We start from the raw sequence: 23466 nt of genomic DNA, 5'->3' as shown, positions 1-23466 counted from the left end.
CGTCCCCATTACGGCGTCGCAATCGGCTGGATCTGCGCCAGAAAGACGCTTTCCGCCAGTCGAACGGCTGAATCGTTACCACCAGTGGATCGCGAGGTGATGCGGTAGGCCAGGAATTCCTGCACACCGCCGCCAGGACCGGCAGCGACCGGCTTGAGGCCGGCGTGCGGCGATTCGGTATCTTCGGCGCCCGACACGCGCCCCATGAGTTCGACCATGACGCGCGGGCGCGAAGCCAGCCGGGCCGATTCGGGAATGGTTGTTGCCGAGTAGTCGATGGTCGAATTGCTGCCGCCGTCGCTGGCAATCTTTCCCTTCTCCGAGCGGAATTTGCGCACCACGTCGTCCAACACCAAAGTATCCGACGCCGCCGATGCGACAACGCGGCTATAGCATTTGAAATCCGTGCTGGGCCCACCGCCTTCGTCGCAGGTCAGATTGACGCCGCGCACCGGTGCGGTCCAGATCTGCACCTCCATGCCGCGCACACCGCTGTCCGCGCCCATCTGGGCCATCTGCACATTGCGCATGCCGCCAGTCATGCGTTCCTGCAGAATCGACGTATTGCTGGCGACTACGGCGATCAGCGTCATCAGTACCAGGAAGATTAGTGCCACGAACAGCACGGCGCCGCGTTGCGAACGCGCGTGTGCAGGGCTACTGCCGAAAGATCGGATATTCATGGCGTTTGGCCTGCTCAAGGTGTGCTGTTACGCACGGCGATCTGCGCCGTGAATTCGCGCCGCATCATGCGGCCCCGCTGCAGTCCGTTTGGCATGACAGTACCGGTAGGAATTTGCGCCTGGACATAGCTGAGCGCGGTACCGCCATTGACGCTATAGCGATAGGCCTCATCCGATTGCGACAGAAACGGGATGTCGTTGATCGTATTGATCAACAAGTGGACTTCGATCGTCCGCACCGCGCGCCAGAGGCAGTTGCTGTCCATGGCCCCTGCGTAATTGTTCCAGGTCACGTACTGCACCGGTGGTATCGGACAGTTGGCCGAGCTTCCGGTGGTCTGGACCTGATTCGCGTCGAGAAAATTGAACGGGGTTGTCGACGCGGACGCCAGCTGTTCCGTGCCGTAGAGGAAATCCATGCGCTCGACTCCGGTCGCAAGAATGTCCGCAACGCGCGTGTTCAACGGCGCGCCTTCTACCCAACGCATCAGCGCGGGAATGACACGATTAGCGGGGTTGGCATCCGGACTGGGGTCGGCGATCAGCTGCAGGAAATAAGTCGCTGTACGAAGATCCCTGCTGAAGTTGTACACAGTGACGGTGCTGAGGGAACCGATATCAGCGCACCGGATCCTCGCTATACCGCCCGTCGGCAGTACGTCGATTGGGGTCAGTGTCTGGTTGGAACCCGCCAAACCCGCGGCGTTCACCTTGAAGATGGCCCCCTGGTTGCCATTCCACAGCAATGCCAGATCGCCCGAAGCAAAATTGGTTGCTGGCTCGCCCGGGGCAGGTCTTACAAGGATGTCTGTAATGAACCCGGCATTGGGTTGCCCTGCAGCGGGGCAATGCTGCTCCGAGCCGGTGGCCCCCCCGCCAGAAGCCTGCGCGATGGTCCATCCCGGCGAACCGATGTAGCGCACGGTCAGCACGTCGGCTCCCTGCACGCGGCTGCCTGCGACCGTTCCTACCGCCGGCAGATCCGTCGGAACCGAGGGGTTGCACGCGCTGCCGGTGACCGAGCACTCGTGCCCCTGGATAAGCCATCGCGGCGATAGCGGATATGGCTGCGCCATTGACCAGCCTGCCGGCACCACGGTATCACCCGTGCGCCAGCGCGGCAGCAAGGAGGCGATATTAGCCACGTAGACCATGGGGGCAATCATCGGCGCCTGCACGAGTTCGGTATTGACCGACTGGTTCGCCGCAATGGCATTGACCGCCAGCGGCTGGCCGAAGCCCATGCGCATGTCGTCGATGAGACGACTCATCGCATAGCGACCGTTTTCCTGCACGCGTGCCTGCGCATCCTGCACACGATTGGTGTTGCTGGTGCTCTGGAACAACGCAATGATGCCGATGCTGACGAGCAGGCCCAGCGCAAGGGCGACCATCAGCTCGATCAGGGTGAAGCCTTGCTGCATGAGCGGAACTGCAACGAGCCTGCGCGCCGGATCTTTTTGCTTCATGAAGTCGATCTCCGCAGTCATGGCTGGAAGGCCCAGACAAATGTCTGTACTTCAGGCGTGCTTGCTGACGCAGCGCCCGGACCGCCGACATTCAAGGTGGATTCGTTCCAGACAATGGAAATGGTGCAGACACCGTCGAAACTCAGTCTCGCCTGAGTGGCATTGGCCAGGTTCTGGCCCGCAATGGGACTGCCCGGCCGGCGCACGCAGGCGATCGTTGCGCCCGAATTAGGCAGCAGCGTGTGGATTTCCTGGCTCCACCAGAACAGATCCCGCGTAGCCAGCTGTGCGGAGTTGCAGGGACAGGTCGTTGCCGCTCCGGCATTGCCGCTTCCAGTTGGGACGGTCGCGTTGTAACTGCCCGCCCATATGCCGCGCAGATTCCCACGCATCCGATCGGCCATCGACTGCGCCATGAACGAAGCCTGGGTGCGCAGATACGCACTCTGATTCGTCCGCACCGAAACCATCAGCAGGCCTGCCAGACCCAACAGGCCTATGCCCAGAATAACGACGGCGATCAACACTTCCAGCAGGGTAAAGCCCCGGCTGCCCCGATTCCCCTTCATGGCGGCAGTTCTCCAATTGATGATCATGGCGGGCAGGACACGGCCATGCCGGCAGGTGGCTTGCGCTGGCTACTGACCGTGCCGTTGTTCCCGACAAGCACGGCGCGGTTCTGGCCGTTCGGGGTATTGGGCCGGCAGACGACGAAGTCGTAGGCGCCACCGTTGACGGCGCCCGTGCCGTTGTAGACGATCTGGGTTGCCGCGCCGCCCGAGCGAGGGGCACCGAGCACGCGATACGGATCGTCAATACGAAGATGATCGCGGATCAACACATCGGTTCCGGCCTCGGTGAATACACCGTTACCGTTGATGTCGACCCAGATTTCCCATCCCAGAGTCCAATTGCCGGGCGTTTTCGCGATCACCGCCGTATTGAAGCCGCGCTTCACAGCCTCGGCACGGGCCGTATTCAGGTCCAGGACGATGTCGTTACCGGTCTGGGTAACGGCGGTGCGTACCATGGATTCGCGGAAACTGGGCAGCGCCACACCGACAAGGATGGCGGCGATGGCCATCGTGATCAGCAACTCCATCAGGGTAAAGCCGCGCTGGGCAACTCGGTTCAGCCGAGCTGTTCGCAACCGGAAACGGAACATCGACATCGCACACCTCGGTAGCTGGCCGGCTATTCGGCCAAGCTATCCGGGTGTTCAATGGCTGACAACGTATGGTGAGGTGATTGGTAGCGAATGTCGGACAGACGGGCCGGCTGCGGTTCAGCTGTGGCGCGGCTCGGCGCGGGCTCCGGATCAGGCCGGCAAAACCACGATGCGCAGCTCTTTGGGCAGGGCAAAGCGCATCAGTTCGGCCACGCCTTCCAGCTCGGAAACCGCACCGGCGCCGCGCTGGCGCAGGGCGGCAATCACGTCGTTGACCAGTTCTTCCGGTGCCGAGGCGCCGGCAGTGACGCCGATACGCTCGCGCCCCTCCAGCCATTCGTCGCGAATGTCGGCGGCGCTGTCGATCAGGAAGGCAGGTACGCCCTGCTTCTCGGCCAGCTCGCGCAGGCGGTTGGAGTTGGAACTGTTGACCGAACCGACAACCAGCACGAGGTCGCAACGCTGACCGAGCACGCGCACGGCATCCTGGCGGTTCTGCGTGGCGTAGCAGATGTCGTCGTGGCGCGGGCCCAGCACTTTCGGGAAATGCCGGCGCAGGGCGTCGATCACCGCCTTGGTATCGTCCACCGACAACGTGGTCTGGGTGACGTAGGCAATATCGTCGGGACTGCGCGGCCGCAGCCGGGCCACGTCTTCGGGAGTTTCGACCAGATAGATCTCCCCGACGGCGCCGGAACGAGTCCACTGGCCCAGCGTGCCTTCCACTTCCGGATGACCGGCATGACCGATCAGCACCACGTCGCGGCCGGCCTTGCAGTGGCTGGACACCTCGATGTGCACCTTGGTCACCAGCGGACAGGTGGCATCGAATACGCGCAGCTCGCGCCGGTCGGCTTCTGCTCGCACGGCCTTGGAAACGCCGTGGGCACTGAAGATCACGGTGGAGCCGTCGGGTACTTCGTCGAGTTCGTCGACGAATACCGCGCCGCGGTTGCGCAGGCCTTCCACCACGAAACGGTTGTGCACCACTTCGTGGCGCACGTAGATCGGCGCGCCGAACACTTCCAGCGCACGCTCGACGATCTCGATGGCACGATCGACGCCGGCACAGAACCCACGGGGATTGGCAAGCAGGACTTCCATGGCAAAGCGGTATCCGGACCAGGCAGACGCCGGATTATCGCGCGGCGCCCTCCCCTTTCCCACTACGCAGGCTGGCGGCGGCCAGCAGCACTGCCCCGACCGAGATGGCCGAATCGGCGATATTGAAGGCAGGGAACGCCCAGCTGTCGTGGTAGACCTGGACGAAATCGACCACATGGCCGAACCGCAACCGGTCGATCAGGTTGCCCAGCGCACCGCCGACGACCAGGGCCAGCGGCAGTGCCGTCAGCCAGTCGCGCCGCGGCGTGCGTGCCAGCCACAGCGTCAGCACGGCGCTGATCACCACGGCCAGGATGCTGAAACCCCAGCGCTGCCAGCCTCCGGCATCGGCGAGAAAACTGAACGCGGCGCCGGTATTGAAGGCCAGCGTCCAGTTCAGCCAGCCGTCGATGACCGGCACCGGCACGCCTTCGACCAGATGCGCCAGCACGATCTGCTTGGTCCACTGGTCGGCCACGATCAACACCAGCGACAACACCAGCCAGCTCAGCGCATTGGCACGCAGCGGCAACCGCTCGCCCGGCGCCGCCATCAGAAAAACCGCCGCTGTTCGCCGCTGCCGGCGACGTTGCTGACGCAGCGCTCGCAGAGCTGCGGGTGTTCCGCATGGGCGCCGACATCGCTGCGGTAATGCCAGCAGCGCACGCATTTGGCCGCTTCACTGGCCTTGGCCACTACCCAGACTTCGTGCTCGGGCACATCGGCCCTGGCGGCGAGGGCCGTGGGTCTGGCCTCGTCGTCGACGAACGACTCGAAGCCGAGCTTGGCGGCCACCACGTCATAGACCGGGCGATCACGCAACGCCTGCAGCTCCAGCTTGGAGGTGATGAAACCGAAGCGCAGCTCATCGGCCACCTCGGCATAACGCTCCCGCTGGTCGGCATCGACGTACAAGGTGACCTCGGCCTCCAGCGATGCACCGATGCCGCCAAGCACGCGCATGCCTTCCAGTACCTTGGACGTGGCCGAACGGATAGCCAGCAGTTCGCTCCACCACAACCGCTGCTGCGGCGAGGCCTGCGTTGCCGCCAGACCTTCGTAGAAGGTGGCGAAGAACACCGATCCGCCGCGCTCGCCGGGCATTTCCGCCCAGATTTCCTCGGCAGTGAAGCTCAGCACCGGCGCCAGCCAGCGCACCAGCGCTTCGAGAATGCGGTACATCGCGCTCTGCGCCGAACGCCGGCCCAGACTCGCAGCCTGCATTGTATACAAGCGATCCTTGGTTATATCGAGATAAAGTGCGCCCATCTCGTTGGTACAGAAGTTCTGCACGCGTTGCACGATCTCGGGGAAATCGTAGCGCTCGTACGCCGCACGGACAGCCTGCTGCGTATCGAACGCCTGCTGCACTGCCCACTGGTCCAGCAGCAGGGATTCTTCCACCGGCACCAGGTGCAGGGCCGGATCGAAACCGTGCAGGTTGCCGAGCAGGAAGCGAGCCGTATTGCGGATGCGCCGGTAGGCATCGGCAACGCGCTTGAGGATCTCGTTCGACATCGACATTTCGTTGCGATAGTCGGTCGAAGCAACCCACAGGCGCAGGATGTCGGCGCCATAGTTCTTCATCACGTCCTGCGGTTCGACGCCGTTGCCTATCGACTTGGACATCTTGCGGCCGTGCTCGTCCACGGTGAAGCCGTGGGTCAGCACCTCGTTGTACGGCGCATGGCGATACATCGCCGTCGAAGTCAGCAGCGAGGAATGGAACCAGCCACGGTGCTGGTCCGAACCTTCCAGGTACATGATCTTGTCGTCCGGCCCCGGCGTGGCCAGTTCCGGACGTTCGGCCAGCACGCCGCGATGGGTCACGCCGGAGTCGAACCAGACGTCGAGCACGTCGCTGACCTTCTCGTACTGTTCTGCTTCGGCGCCGATCAGCTCGGCCGCATCCAGCGCGAACCAGGCGTCGATGCCGCCTTGCTCCATGCGCCGGGCGACAATTTCGAACAATTCCACACTGCGCGGATGCGGCAATTGCGTGGTCTTGTCCACCAGCAGCGTGATCGGCACGCCCCAGGTGCGCTGACGCGAGATACACCAGTCGGGACGGCTGGCGATCATGCTGGTGATACGTTCTTCGCCCCAGCCCGGAATCCAGCGCACGCGCTTGATCGATTCCAGCGCATCGGCACGCAGGCCGGCCTTTTCCATGCTGATGAACCATTGCGGCGTGGCGCGGAACGCAACCGGCGTCTTGTGCCGCCAGCAATGCGGATAACTGTGCTCGATGCGCGTGGCCACCAGCAGCTTGTCGCGTTCGCGCAGCAGCTCGACGATGGAATCGTTGGCCTTCCAGATGAACTGGCCTTCCACCAGCGGCGTGCCGGCGAGATAGACGCCGTTGCCGCCGACCGGATTCAGCTCGGCCGCGGTGAACTTTTCCACCAGTCCATATTTCTGGCCGACAGCAAAGTCTTCGACGCCGTGGCCCGGCGCGGTATGCACGGCACCGGTACCGTCTTCGGCCGAGACATGCTCGCCAAGCAGCACCGGCACCTGGCGGAAATCGTAGAACGGATGCTGCAGCAGCTGGTTTTCCAGCGCCATGCCGTTGGCCACGTCGCCGTGGGTCACAGCTGCGCCGTCGACGCCGGCACTGCCGTAGCGCGCCGCGCACTTGTCCGCCAGCGCCGCAGCCACAGCCAGCAGCACGCGCTGGCCGTTGCGCGCCGGCGCTTCGATGAGGCTGTATTCGAGGTCCGGCCCCAGCGAAACGGCAAGGCTGGCCGGCAGCGTCCACGGCGTGGTCGTCCAGATCGGCACGGCAACGACAAGGCTGTCGAACTGCTGCCACAGGGCATGGCCCTGGCTACGCGCACCGAGGAAGGCAGCCAGCACGGCTTCCTTGTCCACGGCGTCGTAGGCAACGTCGATCGCCGGCGAGGTCTTGTCGTGGTATTCGATTTCCGCTTCGGCCAGGGCCGAACCGCAGTCGAAACACCAGTGCACCGGCTTGAAGCCGCGTGTCACATGGCCGTTGGCGTAGATCGTGGCCAGTGCACGCACCATGTCCGCCTCGAACTTCGCGTCCATGGTGCGGTAGGGGTTGTCCCAGTCGCCGATCACGCCCAGGCGCTTGAAGTCGGCGCGCTGCAGGTCGATCTGCTGGCTGGCGTATTCGCGGCACTTCTGCCGGAAAGTGGCGGCATCGACCTTCTGCCCGACCTTGCCGATCTTCTTCTCCACCGCGATCTCGATCGGCAGGCCATGGCAATCCCAGCCCGGCACGTAAGGCGAGCGGTAGCCGGCCATCAGCTTGGACTTGACCACCGTGTCCTTGAGGATCTTGTTCAGCGCGTGGCCGAGATGAATCATGCCGTTCGCATACGGCGGGCCGTCGTGCAGCACGAAGATGCGTTCGCGCCCGGCGGTTTCGCGCTGGATCTGCTGATACAGCTGACGGGTTTCCCAGTCCGCCAGCATGGCCGGCTCGCGCTTGGCCAGATCAGCCTTCATCGCGAATCGGGTTTCGGGCAGGTTGATCGTGTTCTTGTAGTCGGTCGTCACGGTTCAGGCTCCGGCGGTCGCTGTCGCGGCTGCGCCCAGGATGTGCCGCGCTTGCGCGGCGTCTCGGTCGATCTGCCGGACCATGCTTTCCAGGTCCGGGAACTTTTCTTCATCGCGTAACTTTTCAACAAATTCCACTTCGAGGCGGCGGCCGTACAGATCGCCGTCGAAGTCGAACAGATGCGCTTCCAGCAGCGGCTCGCGCCCGGCCACGGTAGGCCGCACACCGAGACTAGCCACGGCCGGATGATCGCCCAGCCCCGCACCGTGAACACGCACGGCGAAGATGCCCTGCAATGGCGACAGGCGCCGGCCCAGGCGGATATTCGCCGTCGGATAGCCCAGCTGGCGCCCCAGTTGCTGCCCGTGCACAACCTTGCCGGAAATGCCGAAGCGGCGCCCCAGCCGGCCTGCCGCGGCATCGAACTGGCTGCATGCCAGCAGGCTGCGGATGGCCGAGCTGGACACCCGCGCGTCCTGCTGCACCAGCGGCGGCAGCTCGGTCGCACGGAAGCCATAGTGCGCGCCCAGGCGCTGCAACAAGTCCATATCGCCGCGCCGGCCATGGCCGAAACGGAAATCCGCACCGACGAACAGCTCGCGCACGTTGAGCCGCTGCACCAGCACGCCGGCAACGAAATCCTCTGCACTCATGGCCGCCAGTGCGTCGTTGAAACGCAGCAACAGCAGCGTGTCCAGACCGGCGGCGAACAACTGCTCGATCTTTTCCCGCGCCGAACTCAGGCGCACCAAATCGCCACGGGCGAAGAATTCGCGTGGCACGGGTTCGAAACTGATGGCCGCGGCTGGCAGATTCAACTCGGCAGCACGACGGCAGACATGGTCGATGACGTAGCGATGACCGCGATGTACGCCGTCGAATGCGCCGATACAGACCACACTGCCGCGCGGCGCAAGCACAGGGCCGGCGGCGTCACGGGACAGCGTATGCATTGGGCCGAGTATAACGGCTGGCAGGACCGGCCGGCTCAATGGGCGCGCAACTCGCGCAGGCGAAAGCCCTGCGCCAACAGGGCAGCCAGGTAGACCGCCGCCGCCGCCGCGACCAGCGCAGCGAGCTGGCCGGCACGCTGCCAGGTCGGGATGCGCGTCCAGTCGGCCGCATAGTGATTGCCGAGCAGCACGACAACGCTCATCGCCAGGCAGGCCACGCCTACGCGCCGCAGATGCCGCCCCCAACCGGGCTGAGCCTGATAGACGCCGGTCTTGACCAGAGCCCGCCAGAGCTGGGCGAGGTTGAGATAGCCCGCCAGCGCGCTGGCAACGGCCAATGCCATATGCAGACCGGGTACACGCGCCAGCGCCGCAACCCAGCCCTGCTCGAGATCTGCCGGCTGATGCCAGCAGGCGAACAGAATGGCCACCAGCACGATGTTGAACAGCATGTTCGCCGCCATCGCCACCACACCGGCACGTACCGGCGTGCGCGTATCGCCACGGGAATAGAACGCCGGCGCGACGACCTTGATCAGCACAAAGGCCGGCAGGCCGAAACTCAGCGCCGACAGGCTCAGGCCGGCCATGGCCACATCGTGCGGCGTGAATTTGCCATGCAAGAACAAGGTGGCGACCAGCGGCTCGGCCAACAGCACAAGGCCGAGCATGGCCGGCATCGCGATCAATAACGCCGTGCGCAGGCCCCAGTCCAGCGCGCGGGAGAACGCCGCCGCATCGGTACTGACATGGTGCCGCGAAAGACTGGGCAGGATCACCGTGCCCAGCGCCACGCCGAACAGGCCCAGCGGAAATTCCAGCAGCCGGTCGCTCTGTCCCAGCCAGGTCTGCGAACCGGTAATCAGGTACGAGGCGATCAGGGTATCCAGCAGCAGATTGACCTGGGCCACCGACGAACCGAACAAGGTCGGAATCATCACCTGGCGGATGCGCTTGACGCGCGGATGGCTCCAGCCCCAGCGCGGCCACGCCAGCATGTTCAGCCTGGCCAGCGACGGCAGCAGAAACAGCAGCTGCAGCACGCCCGAGGCAAAGATGGCCCAGCCCACGGCCATGATCGGTACGTCGAAATACGGAGCAAGCCACAGTGCGGCGACGATCCAGCACAGATTCAAGATCACCGGCGCCAGCGCCGGCAGCGCAAAGCGGTGATGCGCATTCAGCACGGCACCGGCCAGCGCGGTCAGCGACACGAACAGCAGGAACGGAAACGTGACGCGCAGCAGGCTGACCGTCAGCGCGAACTTCTCCGGTTCGTCCACCGCGCCCGCAGCGAACAGGCGCACCAGCCAGTCAGCACCGATCACGCCGATGGCCGTCACCACCAACAGGATCGCGCCCAGCGTGCCGGCGGTGCGCGCAACCAGCTCGCGCAAGGCCTCCGGCGATTCCGTTTCCTTGACCTCGGTCAGCACCGGAACGAAGGCAAGCGAGAACGAGCCTTCGGCAAACAGCCGGCGCAGGAAATTCGGAATGCGGAACGCCACATTGAAGGCATCCGTCACCATGCCGGCGCCGAATGCCGCCGACATTGCCACCTCCCGCACCAGGCCGAGCAGGCGCGAGATAAAGGTCATGCCGCTGAACGACATCAGGGAACGCAACAGACTCGGGGTTTTCACACGCACAACTCCGTCGCCGGGCCCGGCCCGGCCGGCGCACAGCAACCGGGTGGACAGGAGGCCGCGGGTCGCCGCAGCGACAGGACACTAGGGCCAGAGATACGAACAGCGTAGTCTAAGGCCTGGGCCGCGTTGCGCGGCGCACCCGCGCTGTGGCGCTGGAAGCACGACGGCCCGCCCCGGCACAACCGCGGCACGGCCGGCGCAGGCAGCACGACCAGCCCTCGCCACACCTGGAAATCCCGTCCTGGCGGTTGACGCCATGGCACATCCCCCGTATGCTCGCGCGTCTTTTTCCAAAGCCGTGCGTCTGGAGTCTTACCTTGGCTAACATCAAATCCGCAAAGAAGCGCGCGAAGCAGTCTGAAGTGCGCCGTCAGCGCAACGTCAGTGCCCGCTCCATGCTGCGCACGGCGATCAAGAAGGTCGTGAAGGCAATCGAAGCGAAGGACAAGGCTAGCGCCGAAGCCGCGTACAAGATCGCCGAACCCATCATGGACCGCTATGGCAGCCGTGGCCTGATCCACAAGAACAAGGCCAACCGCCACAAGAGCCGTCTCACCAACCATATCAAGGCTCTTGCCTGATAGCGGATGGGTAGCAGGTTGAACGAAAAAGCCGGCGAAAGCCGGCTTTTTTTGTGGCGGTTTGGGGGGATTGAAGAGCGATGCGGCGACATTCAAAGACCGCTCGCCGGGCCTGTCCAGCCCGGCCAAAGCAACACCTCAACCCAAAGCGAAAACCCCGCTCGACGCAAAACCTCAGCCCTCTTCCTGCTCCTTCGCTTCGCGCAACTCCCGCTTTGCCTCGTCGAAGAATTTCTGTGCTTCCAGGCAGATCGGCCAGGTGCCTTCGCGGCCGATGGCCGAGACCAGGAACCACGGCCCCTTCCATTTCAGCCGCTTGACGATGTCCTTCGCGGCTTTCTGGCGATCCTCCTCGGGCAGCAGGTCGGCCTTGTTCAGTACCAGCCAGCGCGGCCGCTTGAGCAAGCCGGGATCGAACTGCTTGAGCTCCGCCTCGATGGCCTTGACCTGTGCCACCGGATCGGTCTCGCCGTCCAGCGGCGCCATGTCGACCAGATGCAGCAGCAAGCTGGTACGCGCCACATGCTTGAGGAACTGGATGCCCAGGCCGGCGCCATCGGCGGCGCCTTCGATCAGGCCGGGAATATCGGCCACGACGAAGCTCTGATCGGTGTCGATGCGCACCACACCCAGGTTCGGGTGCAAGGTGGTGAACGGATAGTCCGCCACCCGCGGCGTTGCTGCCGACACGGCGCGGATAAACGTGGACTTGCCCGCATTGGGGAAACCGAGCAGGCCGACGTCGGCCAGCAGTTTCAGTTCCAGACGCAGTTCGCGCGCATCGCCCGGAAAACCCGTGGTGGCTTTGCGCGGCGCGCGATTGGTAGAACTTTTGAAATGGATGTTGCCCAGGCCGCCGTCGCCGCCCTGGGCCACTTTCAGGCGCTGGCCGTGTTCGGTCAGGTCGCCGATGATTTCGTTGGTATCGACATTGATGACCACCGTGCCTACCGGCACGCGGATGGTCAGGTCGTCGCCGGCCTTGCCGTGCATCTGCCGGCTCATGCCGTTCTCGCCGCGACCGGCACGGTAGACGCGCTGATGGCGGAAATCGACCAGGGTGTTGAGGTTTTCGTCGGACTGCAGGAATACGCTGCCGCCCGCACCACCGTCACCTCCGTCAGGTCCGCCGAACGGGATGAATTTTTCGCGCCGGAAACTGGCGCAGCCGTTGCCGCCGTTGCCGGCGTGAACATTGATTTCGGCTTCGTCGACGAATTTCATAGGCGGGAATCGGACAACCGTGGCAGGAACGAAAGGTAAGGTACAGCGTGGCGACCAGACCGGCACCGCGCCACTGGCTGTGCAGTGCAGGCTATATAAAACAAAAGCCCCGCCAAAGCGGGGCTTTTGTCAGGATCGCTGCAGCGAAAATCAGGCCGGAACGACGCTGATCGTGCGGCGACTCTTCGGGCCCTTGACCGCGAATTCCACTTTGCCGTCGATCAGCGCAAAGATGGTGTGGTCGCGACCCAGGCCGACGCCGGTACCCGGATGGAACTGGGTGCCGCGCTGGCGAAGAATGATGTTGCCGGCATTGATGGCTTCGCCACCATAAACCTTGACGCCGAGATACTTCGGATTCGAATCGCGGCCGTTACGACTTGAGCCTACGCCCTTCTTTGATGCCATGACTGCTACTCCTCAGATTCAACCGGCGCTGATGCCGGTGATCTCGACTTCGGTGAAATGCTGACGGTGACCGGTTTCCTTGCGGAAATGCTTGCGCCGGCGGAATTTGACGATGCGGATCTTGTCGGCGCGACCGTGCTTCTTCACGGTGGCGGTGACGCTGGCACCGCTGATCAGCGGAGCACCGACATTGATCGAATCGCCTTCGCCGACCAGCAAGACCTGGTCGAAGGTAAAGGTGGAGTCGACGTCGGCCGTAAGCAGCTCGACGCGGAGAACCTCACCCTTCATCACGCGGTATTGCTTACCGCCGGTGACGATGACTGCGTACATGGGAATTCCTCTGTAGTTATTCTGCTGTTGCCAGGCCGGTCACGCAGGCCTGTCCCTATTTGGGGCGCGCGAGGATAGCGACATTGGCCGCGCTGGTCAATTCCTCAGCAAGCCGCGGCCAGCTGGCCGGCAATCCGGGCAGGCGGGCACTACCGTTTGAGCACGAATGCAGCACTGAATCAGGGCGGAATCTGTCCTCATTCGGTCTTATAGCTCCATTTCTGCCCTGATTGGAAAACACCGGTGCCGACCTCACCTCTCACGCGCCGCCGGCAAAGCGCGGCGCATACTACTTCGCTGACCCCAATGCCCAAATCCCCCATGGATACGATCCGCATCCGCGGCGCGCGTACGCACAATCTGAAGAACATCGATGTCGACCTGCCCCGGGACAGCCTGATCGTGATCACCGGGCTGTCCGGTTCGGGCAAGTCGTCGCTGGCCTTCGACACCATCTATGCGGAAGGCCAGCGGCGCTATGTCGAGTCGCTGTCGGCCTATGCGCGGCAATTCCTCTCGGTGATGGAAAAGCCCGACGTCGACCATATCGAAGGCCTGTCGCCGGCCATTTCGATCGAGCAGAAGTCGACCTCGCACAATCCGCGCTCCACCGTCGGCACCATTACCGAAATCTACGACTACCTGCGCCTGCTGTTCGCCCGTGTCGGCACGCCGCGCTGTCCTGACCACGGTATTCCGCTGGAGGCACAGACCGTCAGCCAGATGGTCGATGCGACCCTCGCGCTGAATCCGGACCAGCGCTACATGCTGCTCGCACCGGTGGTGCGCGAGCGCAAAGGCGAACACGTACAGGTCTTCGAGCAATTGCGCGCACAGGGTTTCGTGCGTGCACGCGTCAATGGCGCAGTCTACGAACTCGATGCAGTGCCTGCGCTGGCACTGCGCCAGAAGCACACCATCGAAGTCGTGGTCGACCGTTTCCGGCCCAAGGCCGACCTGAAGCAGCGCCTGGCCGAATCGTTCGAGACCGCGCTACGCCTGGGCGACGGGCTGGTGATCGTGGCCAACCTGGACGTGCCGGCAACGCCGGAAACCCTGTATTCCTCGCGCTTTTCCTGCCCGATCTGCGACTACTCGCTGCCCGAGCTGGAGCCGCGCCTGTTCTCGTTCAACTCGCCGCTGGGCGCCTGCCCCGGCTGCGACGGCCTGGGCGTCAGCCAGTTCTTCGACCCGGCCCGCGTCGTCGTCCATCCGGAACACAGCCTTGCCGCCGGCGCCGTACGCGGCTGGGACCGGCGCAATGCATACTATTTCCAATTGATACTTTCCCTGGCCAAGCACTACGGCTTCGATATCGACACGCCTTGGGAAAAGCTGTCGAAGGCAAACCAGCAGGCGGTGCTGTTCGGCTCCGGCGACGAGGTCATCAGCTTCAAGTACCTGAGCGAAAGCGGCACCAGCCAGGCGCGCAAGCATCGCTTCGAAGGCATCGTCAACAACCTAGAACGGCGCTACAAGGAAACCGAATCGCCGGCCGTGCGCGAGGAACTGGCCAAGTTCATCAGCGCCCGCCCCTGCCCCGACTGCCAGGGCCAGCGCCTGAACCGGTCGGCGCGCAACGTATTCGTCGCCGACAGCAACCTGTCGTCGCTGACTGCGCTGCCGATCGACGCCTCGCTGGACTTCTTCCAGAACCTGGTCCTGGCCGGCTGGCGCGGCGAAATTGCCGCCAAGATCGTCAAGGAAATCCGCGAGCGCCTGCGCTTTCTCGTCGACGTCGGCCTGGACTATCTCACCCTGGACCGCCAGGCCGACTCGCTCTCCGGCGGCGAAGCGCAGCGCATCCGCCTGGCCAGCCAGATCGGCGCCGGGCTGGTCGGTGTGATGTACGTGCTGGACGAGCCCTCCATCGGCCTGCACCAGCGCGACAACGAACGCCTGCTCGGCACGCTCACGCGCCTGCGCGACCTGGGCAATACGGTGATCGTGGTCGAGCACGACGAAGACGCGATCCGCCTGGCCGACTACATCCTCGACATCGGCCCCGGCGCCGGCGTGCATGGCGGCGAGATCGTCGCCCAGGGCTCGCTCAAGGACGTGCTGAAAAGCCCGCGCTCGCTGACCGGCCAATACCTGTCGGGCAAGCGCCGCATCGCCCTGCCCAAGCAACGGCGTAAAGCCGACCCCAAGCGCACGCTGCGCATCCTCGGCGCCAGCGGCAACAATTTAAAAAATGTAGACCTGGAAATTCCGGCAGGCCTGTTCACCTGCGTCACCGGCGTTTCCGGCTCGGGCAAATCCACCCTGATCAACGACACCTTGTACCGCCTGGCCGCGGCCGAACTCAACGGCGCCGGCGAAAAGCCCGCCGCGTACAAGAAAGCGCAGGGAATGGACCTGTTCGACAAGGTAGTCGACATCGACCAGTCGCCGATCGGCCGCACGCCGCGCTCCAACCCGGCCACCTATACCGGCCTGTTCACGCCGTTGCGCGAGCTGTTCGCCCAGGTGCCCGAATCCCGCGCGCGCGGCTATGGCGCAGGCCGTTTCAGCTTCAACGTCAAGGGCGGCCGCTGCGAAGCCTGCGAAGGCGACGGCATGATCAAGGTGGAAATGCACTTCCTGCCCGACGTCTACGTACCCTGCGACCTGTGCCACGGCAAGCGCTACAACCGCGAGACGCTGGACATCACCTACAAGGGCTACAGCATCTCCGACGTACTGGAGATGACAGTGGAAGACGCGCACAAGCTGTTCGAGCCGGTGCCAACCCTGGCGCGCAAGCTGGAAACCCTGATGCACGTCGGCCTGAGCTACATAAAGCTGGGCCAGAGCGCGACCACCTTGTCCGGCGGCGAAGCGCAGCGCGTGAAGCTGTCGCGGGAACTGTCCAAGCGCGACACCGGCCGTACTTTGTATATTCTTGACGAACCCACCACCGGCCTGCATTTCCACGACATCGAACAGCTGCTGCAGGTATTGCAGCGCCTGGCCGAAGACGGCAATACCGTCGTCGTGATCGAGCACAATCTCGACGTGATCAAGACTGCCGACTGGGTCATCGACCTTGGCCCCGAAGGCGGCCACCGCGGCGGCCAGATCATCGCCAGCGGCACGCCGGAACAAGTCGCCGCCAATCCGGCCTCGCATACCGGACGCTTCCTCACCCGGCTGCTGCCCGGCAAAAGCGCCAACGGCAAGAAAAAGGAAGCCGCCTGATGGCCGGGCGCAACAGCGACACCTCGACACCCGCAGCGAACGATGCCAGCAGCGGCGCCAGCGTGGCGCCGAAGCTGCTGGCACGCATACCGCTGCAAGTGCGCTGGCGCGATCTGGATGCGTTCAATCACGTCAACAACGCGATGTTCCTCAGCTATCTGGAAGAGGCGCGCCTGGTCTGGATGGACCGCATTGAGGGCATCTGGGCCAGCGACAACGGCAAGCCGGTTCTGGCCGCCACGCACGTGAACTACCGGCGCCAGCTGCAGTGGCCCAACGCGATCGCCGTGGAGCTGTATGCCGAACGCATCGGCAACACTTCACTCACCATCGCACATCGCATCGTTGCGGCCGACGACGCGGCACTGCTGTATTCGGACGGCCATGTCGTGCTGGTCTGGATCGATGCCGCCAGCGGCCGTTCGGCCGCCTTGCCGGGGGTGGTACGGCAGGCCTGCCGCTGACAGCGACCGCCTTGCGCTTCACGTAGGGCGCGATGAGCGCAAGCGAATTGCGCCGCAGGAGCCTGTGACGGAGGCTGTCGCCGATACCTTGCGGTGCAATTCGCTGCGCTCATCGCACCTTACGAATTCACCCGGTGAAATCACCCTACGTTTGGGGCGCAGCGAAGTCGGCGCGCAGCAGCGAATAGATCGATGCGCTACGCGCTTCGCCATGGTGAACGATACGTTCGCGCGCATCGCATTCCCAGCGTGCGCTCAGCGCCTGGGCGACGCGCCGGCTGGCTATGTTGTCGGGCAATATCACGATCTCGATGCGGTTGAGCTGCAAATCCGCGAAGGCGAAGTCCGCCGCCAGCCGCGCGGCGCGGCGCGCAATGCCCTGCCCGCTGCGCGGTGTCGCCACCCAGTAGCCCATAGCGCCGCGACGATTGGCGCGATCCAGATGGTTGATGCCGATACCACCGAGTACCTCGCCGCTGACGGCATCGAACACACCCATCGGAAATTCGCGCTGCTGTGCCCAGCTTGCGCGGCAGAAATCGATCCAGGCCACCGTATCGGCGCGACAATAGGCATCCGAACACCAGGGCAGCCACTGCATCAGCTGCGCGCGCGATACATCGACCGCGCCATACAGCGCATCTGTATCCATCGGCTGCCAGGGCCGCAGCAACACACCTTCGCCGCTACGTATGCTCGATGACGACAGGTCCATGCGCGCCAGGCTCCGGTATGGTTCAGCTCAATGGTGATGGGCATGATCGCCGGCTGTTGCCGGCGCATCGCGTACGACGAATTCGGCGTCGGTTGAAGATCCATTGTCCATTTCAAAATGCAGCACGGCCTTGGCGCCGGCAGCGAGTTCGGCGTTAGGCTGCATCAGCATCAGGTGCTTGCCGCCCGGTTCCAGTACCACGCTTTCGCCAGGCGCCAGTCGGATCGGCGGCAGTTCGCGCATGCGCGCGACGCCGTCTTCGTTGATGGTCGCATGGATGCTTACGGCACCGAACTGTGTGCTGCTGGCCCGCTCGATCACCAGCGCCGCATCGCCGCTGTTGCGCAGCGTCGCATAGCCGGCGCGCATCGGCACACCCGGTGGCGCGCTGCGTATCCATGCGGCTTCGACCCGCAGAACGCCGGCCGCGTGGGACGTCGCCGGTAACAGGCACGCCACGGCCAGGCCGGCAACCATCGCGCCAATCGACACAAAACGCTGACCCTGCATGGACTTTCCTTTCGGCCACAGATTTCTGGCTATGATAATTGGCGTCTACGCCCTTCCCGCGGCGAACCGCTGCGACCCATGGTCGCAGCCTCCTGAAGTGCCGCGCCCGCCTGTGGAGATTCCCCATGCTCGACCTGATCCGCCATGACGACATTCTCGAACTGCGCCTGGCCCGACCGCCGGTCAATGCGCTGGACGCGGGCCTGATCCGCGCGCTGCGCGAAGCCATCGAAGCGGCGCCGCGCGACGGCGCCCGCGGCATCATTCTTTCCGGCCGCAGCGGCCTGTTTTCCGGTGGGCTGGACGTGCCTTCGCTGCTGCAGCTGGACCGGCCGGGCATGGCCCAGGTCTGGCGCGATCTGTTCGGCACCTGCGCGGCACTGGCGCGCTCGCCGATTCCCAGTGTCGCGGCGATCACCGGCCACAGCCCCGCCGGCGGCGCGGTACTGTCGATCTTCTGCGACTACCGCGTGATGGCGCGCGGCACCTACCGCATCGGCCTGAACGAAGTGCAGGTCGGCTTGGTCGTGCCGGAACCGATCCAGCGCGGCCTGCGCCGCCTGGTCGGCGCATTCCGGGCCGAGCGCCTGATGGTCGCCGGCGCGATGGTCGATTCAGAGGAAGCACTGCGCATCGGCTTCGTCGACGAACTGGTCGATGTCGACCATGTCACCGCGCGCGCGCAGCTATGGCTGAAGGAACTGCTGGTATTGCCGCCGCGTTCGATGAGCGAGACTCGGCGCATCGCCCGCGCCGACCTGGCCGACGGCTTCGCCGGCATCGAGTCCTTCAATGTGGACGAATACGTCGACGGCTGGTTCGGCGAGGAGTCCCAGCGCGTGCTGCGCGAACTCGTCGCCAAGCTGCGCGCCAAGGCCGGCTGAATCCATCGCTGCCGCGGCTCGCATAAGACGTCCCTCCAGCCGGACCGGCTGTCTTGCCGGTCCAGGCCAGGCCGAACTGTATTTCGCCGCACCAGGAAAAGCCGGCAGCGCAACGCTCAGGCGCCGCGCGCGACCGGTCGCGCCGGATCGGCGATCCAGCCGCTCCACGACGGCGCGAAGATGCGCGAGCCGCCCAGCCCTGCATGCTCCATCGCCAGCAGGTTGTGGCAGGCGGTGACGCCGGAGCCACAGGAATGCACCACCTGTTCCGGCACATAGCCGGCTATCACCGTCTCGAATTCATCGCGCAGTTCATCCGGATGCTTGAACAGGCCGTTGCCGCCCATGTTGTCGCTGAACGGCCGGTTGCGCGCGCCGGGAATATGCCCGGCGACCGGGTCTATCGGTTCCACTTCGCCGCGGAAACGCGCACCGCCGCGGGCGTCCAGCAGCAGCACGCTGCCATCGTGCAGGCCGCGGCTCAACTCGTCGGCGTATACGATTTCATCTTTGGCAAAAGCCAGGTCTACCTCGCCGCCGGCCTGCGGTGGCGCCAGGTTGCTCAGCGGCAGGCCAGTCGCCGACCATGCGGCGAAACCGCCGTCGAGCACGGCCGCACGCTGATGGCCGACCAGGCGCAACATCCACCACAGCCGCGCCGCGGTGGAACCCGCGGCGTCGTCGTAGGCGACGACCTGCATGTCCGGACGCCAGCCCCAGCGCACCAGCACGTCGGCAAAGGTGTCGATATCGGGCAGCGGGTGGCGGCCCAGTCCACTCTTGCGCAGGTCGGACAGATCGCGGTCCAGATGAGCGTAGTGCGCACCGGGCAGATGCGACTGACGCCAGGCCTGCTCGCCCTTGGCGGTGTCGCTCAGTTCGAAGCGGCAATCGACGATCAGCAGTTCCTCGCTGCCGCAATGGCCGGCGAGTTCCTGCGGTGAAATCAGGGTGGTGAAATTCACGGCATGGCCTCCATTCGGCGCAACAGGTTCACCAGCATGGCGGCGGTCGCGCCCCAGATACGCCGGCCTTCGAAGTCGTATTCGTAGATCTCACGCCGGCGCCCGCGCCAATCGATCTGGCTGCGCCGCACATTGGCCACGTCGAGCAGAAAAGGCAAAGGAACTTCGAACACTTCGGCCACTTCGCGCGGGTCGGGGGCCAGGGTATAGCCCGCCTCCACCTCGGCGACTACCGGCGTGACGCCGAAACCGCTGATGGTCTCGAAACAGTCGAGAAAGCCCAGCGGCCGCACCAACGAGCGCTGGATACCGGTTTCCTCTTCGGTTTCGCGCACCGCCGCGGCAATCGCGTCGGCATCGTCGCGTTCGATGCGTCCGCCCGGAAAACTCACCTGGCCGGCATGCGTGCGCATGCCTTCGTTGCGCCGGGTGAACAGTACCGAACATTCGCTGCCGCGCCGCACGAGCGGCACCAGCACTGCGGCCGGCGTGCGCACGCTGTCGCCGAGCAGGTCGGCCAGTTCGGCATGGTTCCAGCCCGGCAGCGAAGGCGGATCGTCCAGGGTGCGCAGGGAAAGCTTCAGCGCGGCGGCCTTGTCGGCCTGGGCGCTCATGAACGTTCACGCTCGCGCTGCGGCAGCACTTCGGCCATGAAATGACGGCGCTGCTCGTCGCTGAGGCTGCGCCAGGCGGCGATCTCCGCGCCGGTGCGGTGGCAGCCTTCGCAATAGCCCAGCGCGTCCAGCGCGCAGACGCCGATACAGGGAGTGAGGATGATTCCGGTGGGTTGTACTGAGAACATCGTCGTAGGAATGTGGCGATTACGTTGCTAGATTACAACACCCCTGCACTGCACAACGGTTGAGCATGCTCGCACTTGCCACCCGGGTTGTCAGCGATTACGGCAAGGTGCTCGCCCACGTCGCTCCCGGCGTGTACGGGCTGCCCCAATCGCTGCTGCCCTATCCGAAGGACCGCATCCGCGCCGCGCTGCGTTTTCTGCTGCATGAAGTCGCCCCTGGCCACCCGGAACTGCGCGAAGGCCTGGCCCGTGGCTATGTATACCTTGCGCAATTTGTCGACGACGGCGACGCCGATACCATCGCCCGCGGCGCAGCCGTCGCCACCGGCCAGTCGCCGGACAAGGGCGAGGCCGAGCCCGCCATGCGCCTGATCAACCGTATCAAGGCCGAGATGGAGCAGGCGCTGGACGAGCTTTCCGGCGCCAGCTACGAATAGAAAACGGCGCGGGCTGCAAGGCCCGCGCCATGGTTTGCCTGCGTTTCGCCGGGTGTGTTACGGCCGGGTGGACTTGAAGTAGGCAATCCAGTCGAGCACTTCCGGCGTAATGCGGCGGATGCCATTGGGGAAGTCGTCGGAGGCCGAGCAGGTCGAGCAGGTCTGCGTGCTGACGACACCGACTACAACGTCGCTGCTGCCGGCCCACACGTCGGTGTAGACGGCTGAACCGGAATGACCGCCGCTCAGGTCGCAGGCCGTCGAATAGCGCGCCTTCCAGCCGTCCGCATCGGTCGAGCTGAAGCTGCCGATCTGGCAGTTGTTCGTATCCTGGTAAGCCCAGCCCTGCTGGCACGAAGCCGGCGCACCGGACAGGCCACAGGCCGGATAGCCACGGTTGAAGCAGCGGCCGCTGCCGGAAGCGTCGTCATCGCAGTAATCGCGCAGGCTGGATTCGCTGATCGCCACGTAGCCAAGCCAGCCGGTGGTGTCGCCCGGCGCCGTGTCGAGCACCATGATGCCGTAGTCGTCGGCCCAGCTCGTGCTGGTGCGGTAGGCTTCGGGTGTGAAGAACCACTCGCCGGTGTGTTCGCCGTAGGGCTCGCAGGAGGCATCGTTGCAGGTGCCTTCGCGGCCCGGACGGAAGATGGCGCCCAGGCTCCAGGTTTCGCTGTCGCGGTTGTACAGGCAGTGCGCGGCAGTCAGCACGTGGCGGCGCCCGACCAGGGTACCGGAGCAGCCGCTGGTATTGCCGCCGCCGAGCTGGCCCATGGCGCGGAACGGAAAGGTCGTATTGTCGAAACGGCGTGTGCGCGTGTCGATGCCGTCGCTCCAGCCTTTCAGACCTGCAGCGTCCGCCTCGCTGCCGTTGACGGCAGTTCCCGCATTGCTGCCGGTCAGGCCGGCCTGTAATGCCTGCCGATAGAACGTGTGCGAGACCTCGCGCGGTACCTCGACGCGATAGCTGTAGCCGGTCTTCACGTTGACCGCGATCCAGGCTTCGCTGTGCTTTGCATCAGCTTCGTCGCTGTCGCTTCCCTTGCGGCGCGAGCCGTCGCTACCGGCAGTATCGCTGCGGTCGCCGTTGACGACGCCGGCCCAGCGCCATACCTGCGCCGGAATGCCGGCCTTGGCGGCAAGGCCGGCATCAACCTGAAGATCCTGGCCGAACTGCAGCGGCGCCGGTGCGCTTTCGACGGACTGGGCCGACACGACACCGGCGAAGGAGAACAGCAGCGACGCGGCCGTAGCGTACAAATAAGTGCGTTTCATACAGATTCCTTTAGGTAAGTAGCAGCGTCGACGCGCGACGACACCTGACAGGGGTAGTCCACTCCTCCACAACAATGCGGATGCGACGTCTCCGTCGCGCTGGCGGTCGGTCTCGGCGCGTGCTTGCCGGCCGCTTTTCATCGCTGTCAGCACAACTAGTCGGCGAACGCGGGAAAAACCCGCCACGTTCGTATGCAAGACCGGCAATCGTTGTCGTCATGGCGGGTTTTGCCGCGAAACCGCGACTAGAGCAGACGACCGCCCGGCACAGGGCCTGGCGGCACCCTGAAAGGACAACGATCATGAAATTCCGCAGCCTGCCGTACGCCATCCTGTTCATTGCGCTGCTCGGCGACAGCGCCGGCGCAGCGGAAACCACGCCGGAACGCGGCTATGAACTGCGCTTGCAGCGCGTTGCAGCAAGCGGCCTGCGCGCCACACTGACACGCCACGACGGCGCCTTCGTCTATCCGGATATCGCGCTCGTGCCGAGCAATTGCCCGCTGGGCGCCGGCGCCGCCGTGCGCGAGCAGGCACAGCTCTGGCTGACCGGAAAATCGGGACGTGCGACCCTGGCCGAGATCCGCGTGCCTACCCGCAACAGCAGCAGCTGCATCCTGCTGGGCAAGTTCACCACCCACAGCGACGACGACCAGGGCGAAATGCCGCCGACCGGGCTGCCCGGCCAGGGCCAGCTGCTGGCCCTGCCGATCGCCAATCTGATCGCGATGGGCCAGTTGCAGATCGGCACGTCGTCGGCAAGCTGGACCGGCGAACAGATCGTCGTGTCGGCAGCCGACGGCAAGCCGCAGGGTGGCGAGTGCGCGTTTCCTTTCAGCTACCGCACGGGCAACGTCGGTGGCGGCGCGTCGACGCCGACAAAGAATCGCCTCACGCGACAGAGTTCGAACGGCTCGGTGCAGGTAGAGCATGCGCTGCCGGGCCTCGAACCCGGCACCGACACACAGTTCGCCGCGACAATCCTCCTGCGTCCGGGCGGCTCGACACTGATGCTGGACATCGATGCGCCCGACCTGGTCGAGGAAGGCGAGAACCTGATCGAAGGCGAGCCTGACCCGAACCACTACAGCATCGAGGTCACTGTCAGCGGCAGTTGCCGCTGAGGCCATCGCTGC

At 64.6% G+C, this 23466-nt stretch carries 22 protein-coding genes and 1 pseudogene; 6 read left to right on the top strand and 17 right to left on the bottom strand.

What is annotated here, in order from left to right:
• Positions 1 to 8: 8 nt before the first annotated feature.
• From DFR29_RS12895 to murJ, 9 genes are all read right to left on the bottom strand, one after another.
• On the bottom strand, positions 9 to 683 hold the full coding sequence (locus tag DFR29_RS12895) for a pilus assembly PilX family protein (RefSeq protein WP_133819025.1): 675 nt from the start codon (positions 681 to 683) through the stop codon (positions 9 to 11).
• Positions 684 to 697: 14 nt separating this feature from the next.
• Positions 698 to 2152, bottom strand: coding sequence for a PilW family protein (locus DFR29_RS12890; RefSeq protein ID WP_208113590.1), 1455 nt, complete (start codon positions 2150 to 2152; stop codon positions 698 to 700).
• Between the two features lie 17 nt (positions 2153 to 2169).
• Positions 2170 to 2721 carry a type IV pilus modification protein PilV gene (gene pilV, locus DFR29_RS12885; protein WP_166654060.1) on the bottom strand — a complete coding sequence of 184 codons (552 nt, stop codon included), beginning with the start codon at positions 2719 to 2721 and terminating at the stop codon, positions 2170 to 2172.
• A 23-nt stretch (positions 2722 to 2744) separates the two neighbouring features.
• Positions 2745 to 3323 carry a GspH/FimT family pseudopilin gene (locus DFR29_RS12880; protein ID WP_133819022.1) on the bottom strand — a complete coding sequence of 193 codons (579 nt, stop codon included), beginning with the start codon at positions 3321 to 3323 and terminating at the stop codon, positions 2745 to 2747.
• Positions 3324 to 3470: 147 nt separating this feature from the next.
• Complete coding sequence (ispH, locus tag DFR29_RS12875; RefSeq protein WP_133819021.1) at positions 3471 to 4424, bottom strand: 4-hydroxy-3-methylbut-2-enyl diphosphate reductase; 954 nt, start codon at positions 4422 to 4424, stop codon at positions 3471 to 3473.
• Positions 4425 to 4458: 34 nt separating this feature from the next.
• Positions 4459 to 4977 carry a signal peptidase II gene (lspA, locus tag DFR29_RS12870; protein WP_133819020.1) on the bottom strand — a complete coding sequence of 173 codons (519 nt, stop codon included), beginning with the start codon at positions 4975 to 4977 and terminating at the stop codon, positions 4459 to 4461.
• Positions 4977 to 7952 carry an isoleucine--tRNA ligase gene (gene ileS / locus DFR29_RS12865; protein ID WP_133819019.1) on the bottom strand — a complete coding sequence of 992 codons (2976 nt, stop codon included), beginning with the start codon at positions 7950 to 7952 and terminating at the stop codon, positions 4977 to 4979. The genes lspA and ileS overlap by 1 nt, the downstream gene beginning before the upstream one ends.
• 3 nt (positions 7953 to 7955) lie before the next feature.
• A complete protein-coding gene (locus DFR29_RS12860; RefSeq protein ID WP_133819018.1) occupies positions 7956 to 8906 on the bottom strand; it encodes a bifunctional riboflavin kinase/FAD synthetase in 951 nt (316 codons plus the stop codon).
• Positions 8907 to 8941: 35 nt separating this feature from the next.
• Positions 8942 to 10549 (bottom strand): murein biosynthesis integral membrane protein MurJ, encoded by a 1608-nt coding sequence (gene murJ, locus DFR29_RS12855; protein WP_133819017.1) that lies wholly within the window; start codon positions 10547 to 10549, stop codon positions 8942 to 8944.
• A gap of 323 nt (positions 10550 to 10872) precedes the next feature.
• Here murJ and rpsT point away from each other — a divergent pair, with 323 nt between their 5' ends.
• On the top strand, positions 10873 to 11136 hold the full coding sequence (gene rpsT, locus DFR29_RS12850; protein WP_133819016.1) for a 30S ribosomal protein S20: 264 nt from the start codon (positions 10873 to 10875) through the stop codon (positions 11134 to 11136).
• Between the two features lie 174 nt (positions 11137 to 11310).
• On the opposite strand, the gene cgtA is transcribed toward rpsT, so the two are convergent.
• From cgtA to rplU, 3 genes are all read right to left on the bottom strand, one after another.
• Complete coding sequence (gene cgtA / locus DFR29_RS12845) at positions 11311 to 12360, bottom strand: Obg family GTPase CgtA (protein WP_133819015.1); 1050 nt, start codon at positions 12358 to 12360, stop codon at positions 11311 to 11313.
• 150 nt (positions 12361 to 12510) lie between these two features.
• On the bottom strand, positions 12511 to 12768 hold the full coding sequence (rpmA, locus tag DFR29_RS12840) for a 50S ribosomal protein L27 (RefSeq protein ID WP_133819014.1): 258 nt from the start codon (positions 12766 to 12768) through the stop codon (positions 12511 to 12513).
• Positions 12769 to 12786: 18 nt separating this feature from the next.
• Positions 12787 to 13101: a 50S ribosomal protein L21 gene (gene rplU / locus DFR29_RS12835; protein WP_133819013.1), complete on the bottom strand. Its 315-nt coding sequence runs from the start codon at positions 13099 to 13101 to the stop codon at positions 12787 to 12789.
• Positions 13102 to 13422: 321 nt separating this feature from the next.
• Here rplU and uvrA point away from each other — a divergent pair, with 321 nt between their 5' ends.
• A complete protein-coding gene (uvrA, locus tag DFR29_RS12830; RefSeq protein ID WP_133819012.1) occupies positions 13423 to 16281 on the top strand; it encodes an excinuclease ABC subunit UvrA in 2859 nt (952 codons plus the stop codon).
• Positions 16281 to 16745, top strand: a complete 465-nt coding sequence (locus DFR29_RS12825) for an acyl-CoA thioesterase (RefSeq protein ID WP_133819011.1) — start codon at positions 16281 to 16283, stop codon at positions 16743 to 16745. Before uvrA ends, DFR29_RS12825 begins: the two co-directional genes overlap by 1 nt.
• Before the next feature lie 145 nt (positions 16746 to 16890).
• Here the strand turns inward: DFR29_RS12825 and DFR29_RS12820 are convergent, their stop codons facing one another.
• On the bottom strand, positions 16891 to 17460 hold the full coding sequence (locus tag DFR29_RS12820) for a GNAT family N-acetyltransferase (protein ID WP_133819010.1): 570 nt from the start codon (positions 17458 to 17460) through the stop codon (positions 16891 to 16893).
• 27 nt (positions 17461 to 17487) lie between these two features.
• Positions 17488 to 17970, bottom strand: coding sequence for a copper chaperone PCu(A)C (locus DFR29_RS12815; RefSeq protein WP_133819009.1), 483 nt, complete (start codon positions 17968 to 17970; stop codon positions 17488 to 17490).
• A 125-nt stretch (positions 17971 to 18095) separates the two neighbouring features.
• Between DFR29_RS12815 and DFR29_RS12810 the strand changes: the two genes are divergently transcribed.
• Positions 18096 to 18854, top strand: a complete 759-nt coding sequence (locus tag DFR29_RS12810; RefSeq protein ID WP_133819008.1) for an enoyl-CoA hydratase/isomerase family protein — start codon at positions 18096 to 18098, stop codon at positions 18852 to 18854.
• Positions 18855 to 18970: 116 nt separating this feature from the next.
• On the opposite strand, the gene DFR29_RS12805 is transcribed toward DFR29_RS12810, so the two are convergent.
• Both DFR29_RS12805 and DFR29_RS12800 read right to left on the bottom strand, forming a co-directional pair.
• Complete coding sequence (locus tag DFR29_RS12805) at positions 18971 to 19819, bottom strand: sulfurtransferase (RefSeq protein WP_133819007.1); 849 nt, start codon at positions 19817 to 19819, stop codon at positions 18971 to 18973.
• Positions 19816 to 20621 (bottom strand): annotated as a pseudogene (locus DFR29_RS12800) (CoA pyrophosphatase). The gene DFR29_RS12805 and the pseudogene DFR29_RS12800 overlap by 4 nt, the downstream one beginning before the upstream one ends.
• Positions 20622 to 20686: 65 nt before the next feature.
• Here DFR29_RS12800 and DFR29_RS12790 point away from each other — a divergent pair.
• Positions 20687 to 21058: a hypothetical protein gene (locus DFR29_RS12790; protein WP_133819004.1), complete on the top strand. Its 372-nt coding sequence runs from the start codon at positions 20687 to 20689 to the stop codon at positions 21056 to 21058.
• Positions 21059 to 21115: 57 nt separating this feature from the next.
• Here the strand turns inward: DFR29_RS12790 and DFR29_RS12785 are convergent, their stop codons facing one another.
• On the bottom strand, positions 21116 to 22330 hold the full coding sequence (locus DFR29_RS12785; protein WP_166654059.1) for a trypsin-like serine protease: 1215 nt from the start codon (positions 22328 to 22330) through the stop codon (positions 21116 to 21118).
• 302 nt (positions 22331 to 22632) lie between these two features.
• Between DFR29_RS12785 and DFR29_RS12780 the strand changes: the two genes are divergently transcribed.
• Complete coding sequence (locus DFR29_RS12780; protein WP_133819002.1) at positions 22633 to 23454, top strand: hypothetical protein; 822 nt, start codon at positions 22633 to 22635, stop codon at positions 23452 to 23454.
• Positions 23455 to 23466: the final 12 nt, after the last annotated feature.

The organism is Tahibacter aquaticus, assembly GCF_004363655.1.
GTDB classification, from domain to species: Bacteria; Pseudomonadota; Gammaproteobacteria; order Xanthomonadales; family Rhodanobacteraceae; genus Tahibacter; species Tahibacter aquaticus.
Note: the sequence above shows the minus strand (reverse complement) of the source record. Positions and strands in the feature narration are given on the sequence as shown.

Coding starts and splice junctions, on each gene's coding strand:
- DFR29_RS12860 (WP_133819018.1), bottom strand. CDS start 8,906: ATGCATACGCTGTCCCGTGACGCCGCCGGCCCTGTGCTTGCGCCGCGC.
- DFR29_RS12790 (WP_133819004.1), top strand. CDS start 20,687: ATGCTCGCACTTGCCACCCGGGTTGTCAGCGATTACGGCAAGGTGCTC.
- lspA (WP_133819020.1), bottom strand. CDS start 4,977: ATGGCGGCGCCGGGCGAGCGGTTGCCGCTGCGTGCCAATGCGCTGAGC.
- rplU (WP_133819013.1), bottom strand. CDS start 13,101: ATGTACGCAGTCATCGTCACCGGCGGTAAGCAATACCGCGTGATGAAG.
- uvrA (WP_133819012.1), top strand. CDS start 13,423: ATGGATACGATCCGCATCCGCGGCGCGCGTACGCACAATCTGAAGAAC.
- DFR29_RS12780 (WP_133819002.1), top strand. CDS start 22,633: ATGAAATTCCGCAGCCTGCCGTACGCCATCCTGTTCATTGCGCTGCTC.
- DFR29_RS12890 (WP_208113590.1), bottom strand. CDS start 2,152: ATGAAGCAAAAAGATCCGGCGCGCAGGCTCGTTGCAGTTCCGCTCATG.
- pilV (WP_166654060.1), bottom strand. CDS start 2,721: ATGAAGGGGAATCGGGGCAGCCGGGGCTTTACCCTGCTGGAAGTGTTG.
- rpmA (WP_133819014.1), bottom strand. CDS start 12,768: ATGGCATCAAAGAAGGGCGTAGGCTCAAGTCGTAACGGCCGCGATTCG.
- DFR29_RS12785 (WP_166654059.1), bottom strand. CDS start 22,330: ATGAAACGCACTTATTTGTACGCTACGGCCGCGTCGCTGCTGTTCTCC.
- DFR29_RS12895 (WP_133819025.1), bottom strand. CDS start 683: ATGAATATCCGATCTTTCGGCAGTAGCCCTGCACACGCGCGTTCGCAA.
- DFR29_RS12825 (WP_133819011.1), top strand. CDS start 16,281: ATGGCCGGGCGCAACAGCGACACCTCGACACCCGCAGCGAACGATGCC.
- DFR29_RS12815 (WP_133819009.1), bottom strand. CDS start 17,970: ATGCAGGGTCAGCGTTTTGTGTCGATTGGCGCGATGGTTGCCGGCCTG.
- DFR29_RS12810 (WP_133819008.1), top strand. CDS start 18,096: ATGCTCGACCTGATCCGCCATGACGACATTCTCGAACTGCGCCTGGCC.
- ispH (WP_133819021.1), bottom strand. CDS start 4,424: ATGGAAGTCCTGCTTGCCAATCCCCGTGGGTTCTGTGCCGGCGTCGAT.
- DFR29_RS12880 (WP_133819022.1), bottom strand. CDS start 3,323: ATGTCGATGTTCCGTTTCCGGTTGCGAACAGCTCGGCTGAACCGAGTT.
- cgtA (WP_133819015.1), bottom strand. CDS start 12,360: ATGAAATTCGTCGACGAAGCCGAAATCAATGTTCACGCCGGCAACGGC.
- DFR29_RS12820 (WP_133819010.1), bottom strand. CDS start 17,460: ATGGACCTGTCGTCATCGAGCATACGTAGCGGCGAAGGTGTGTTGCTG.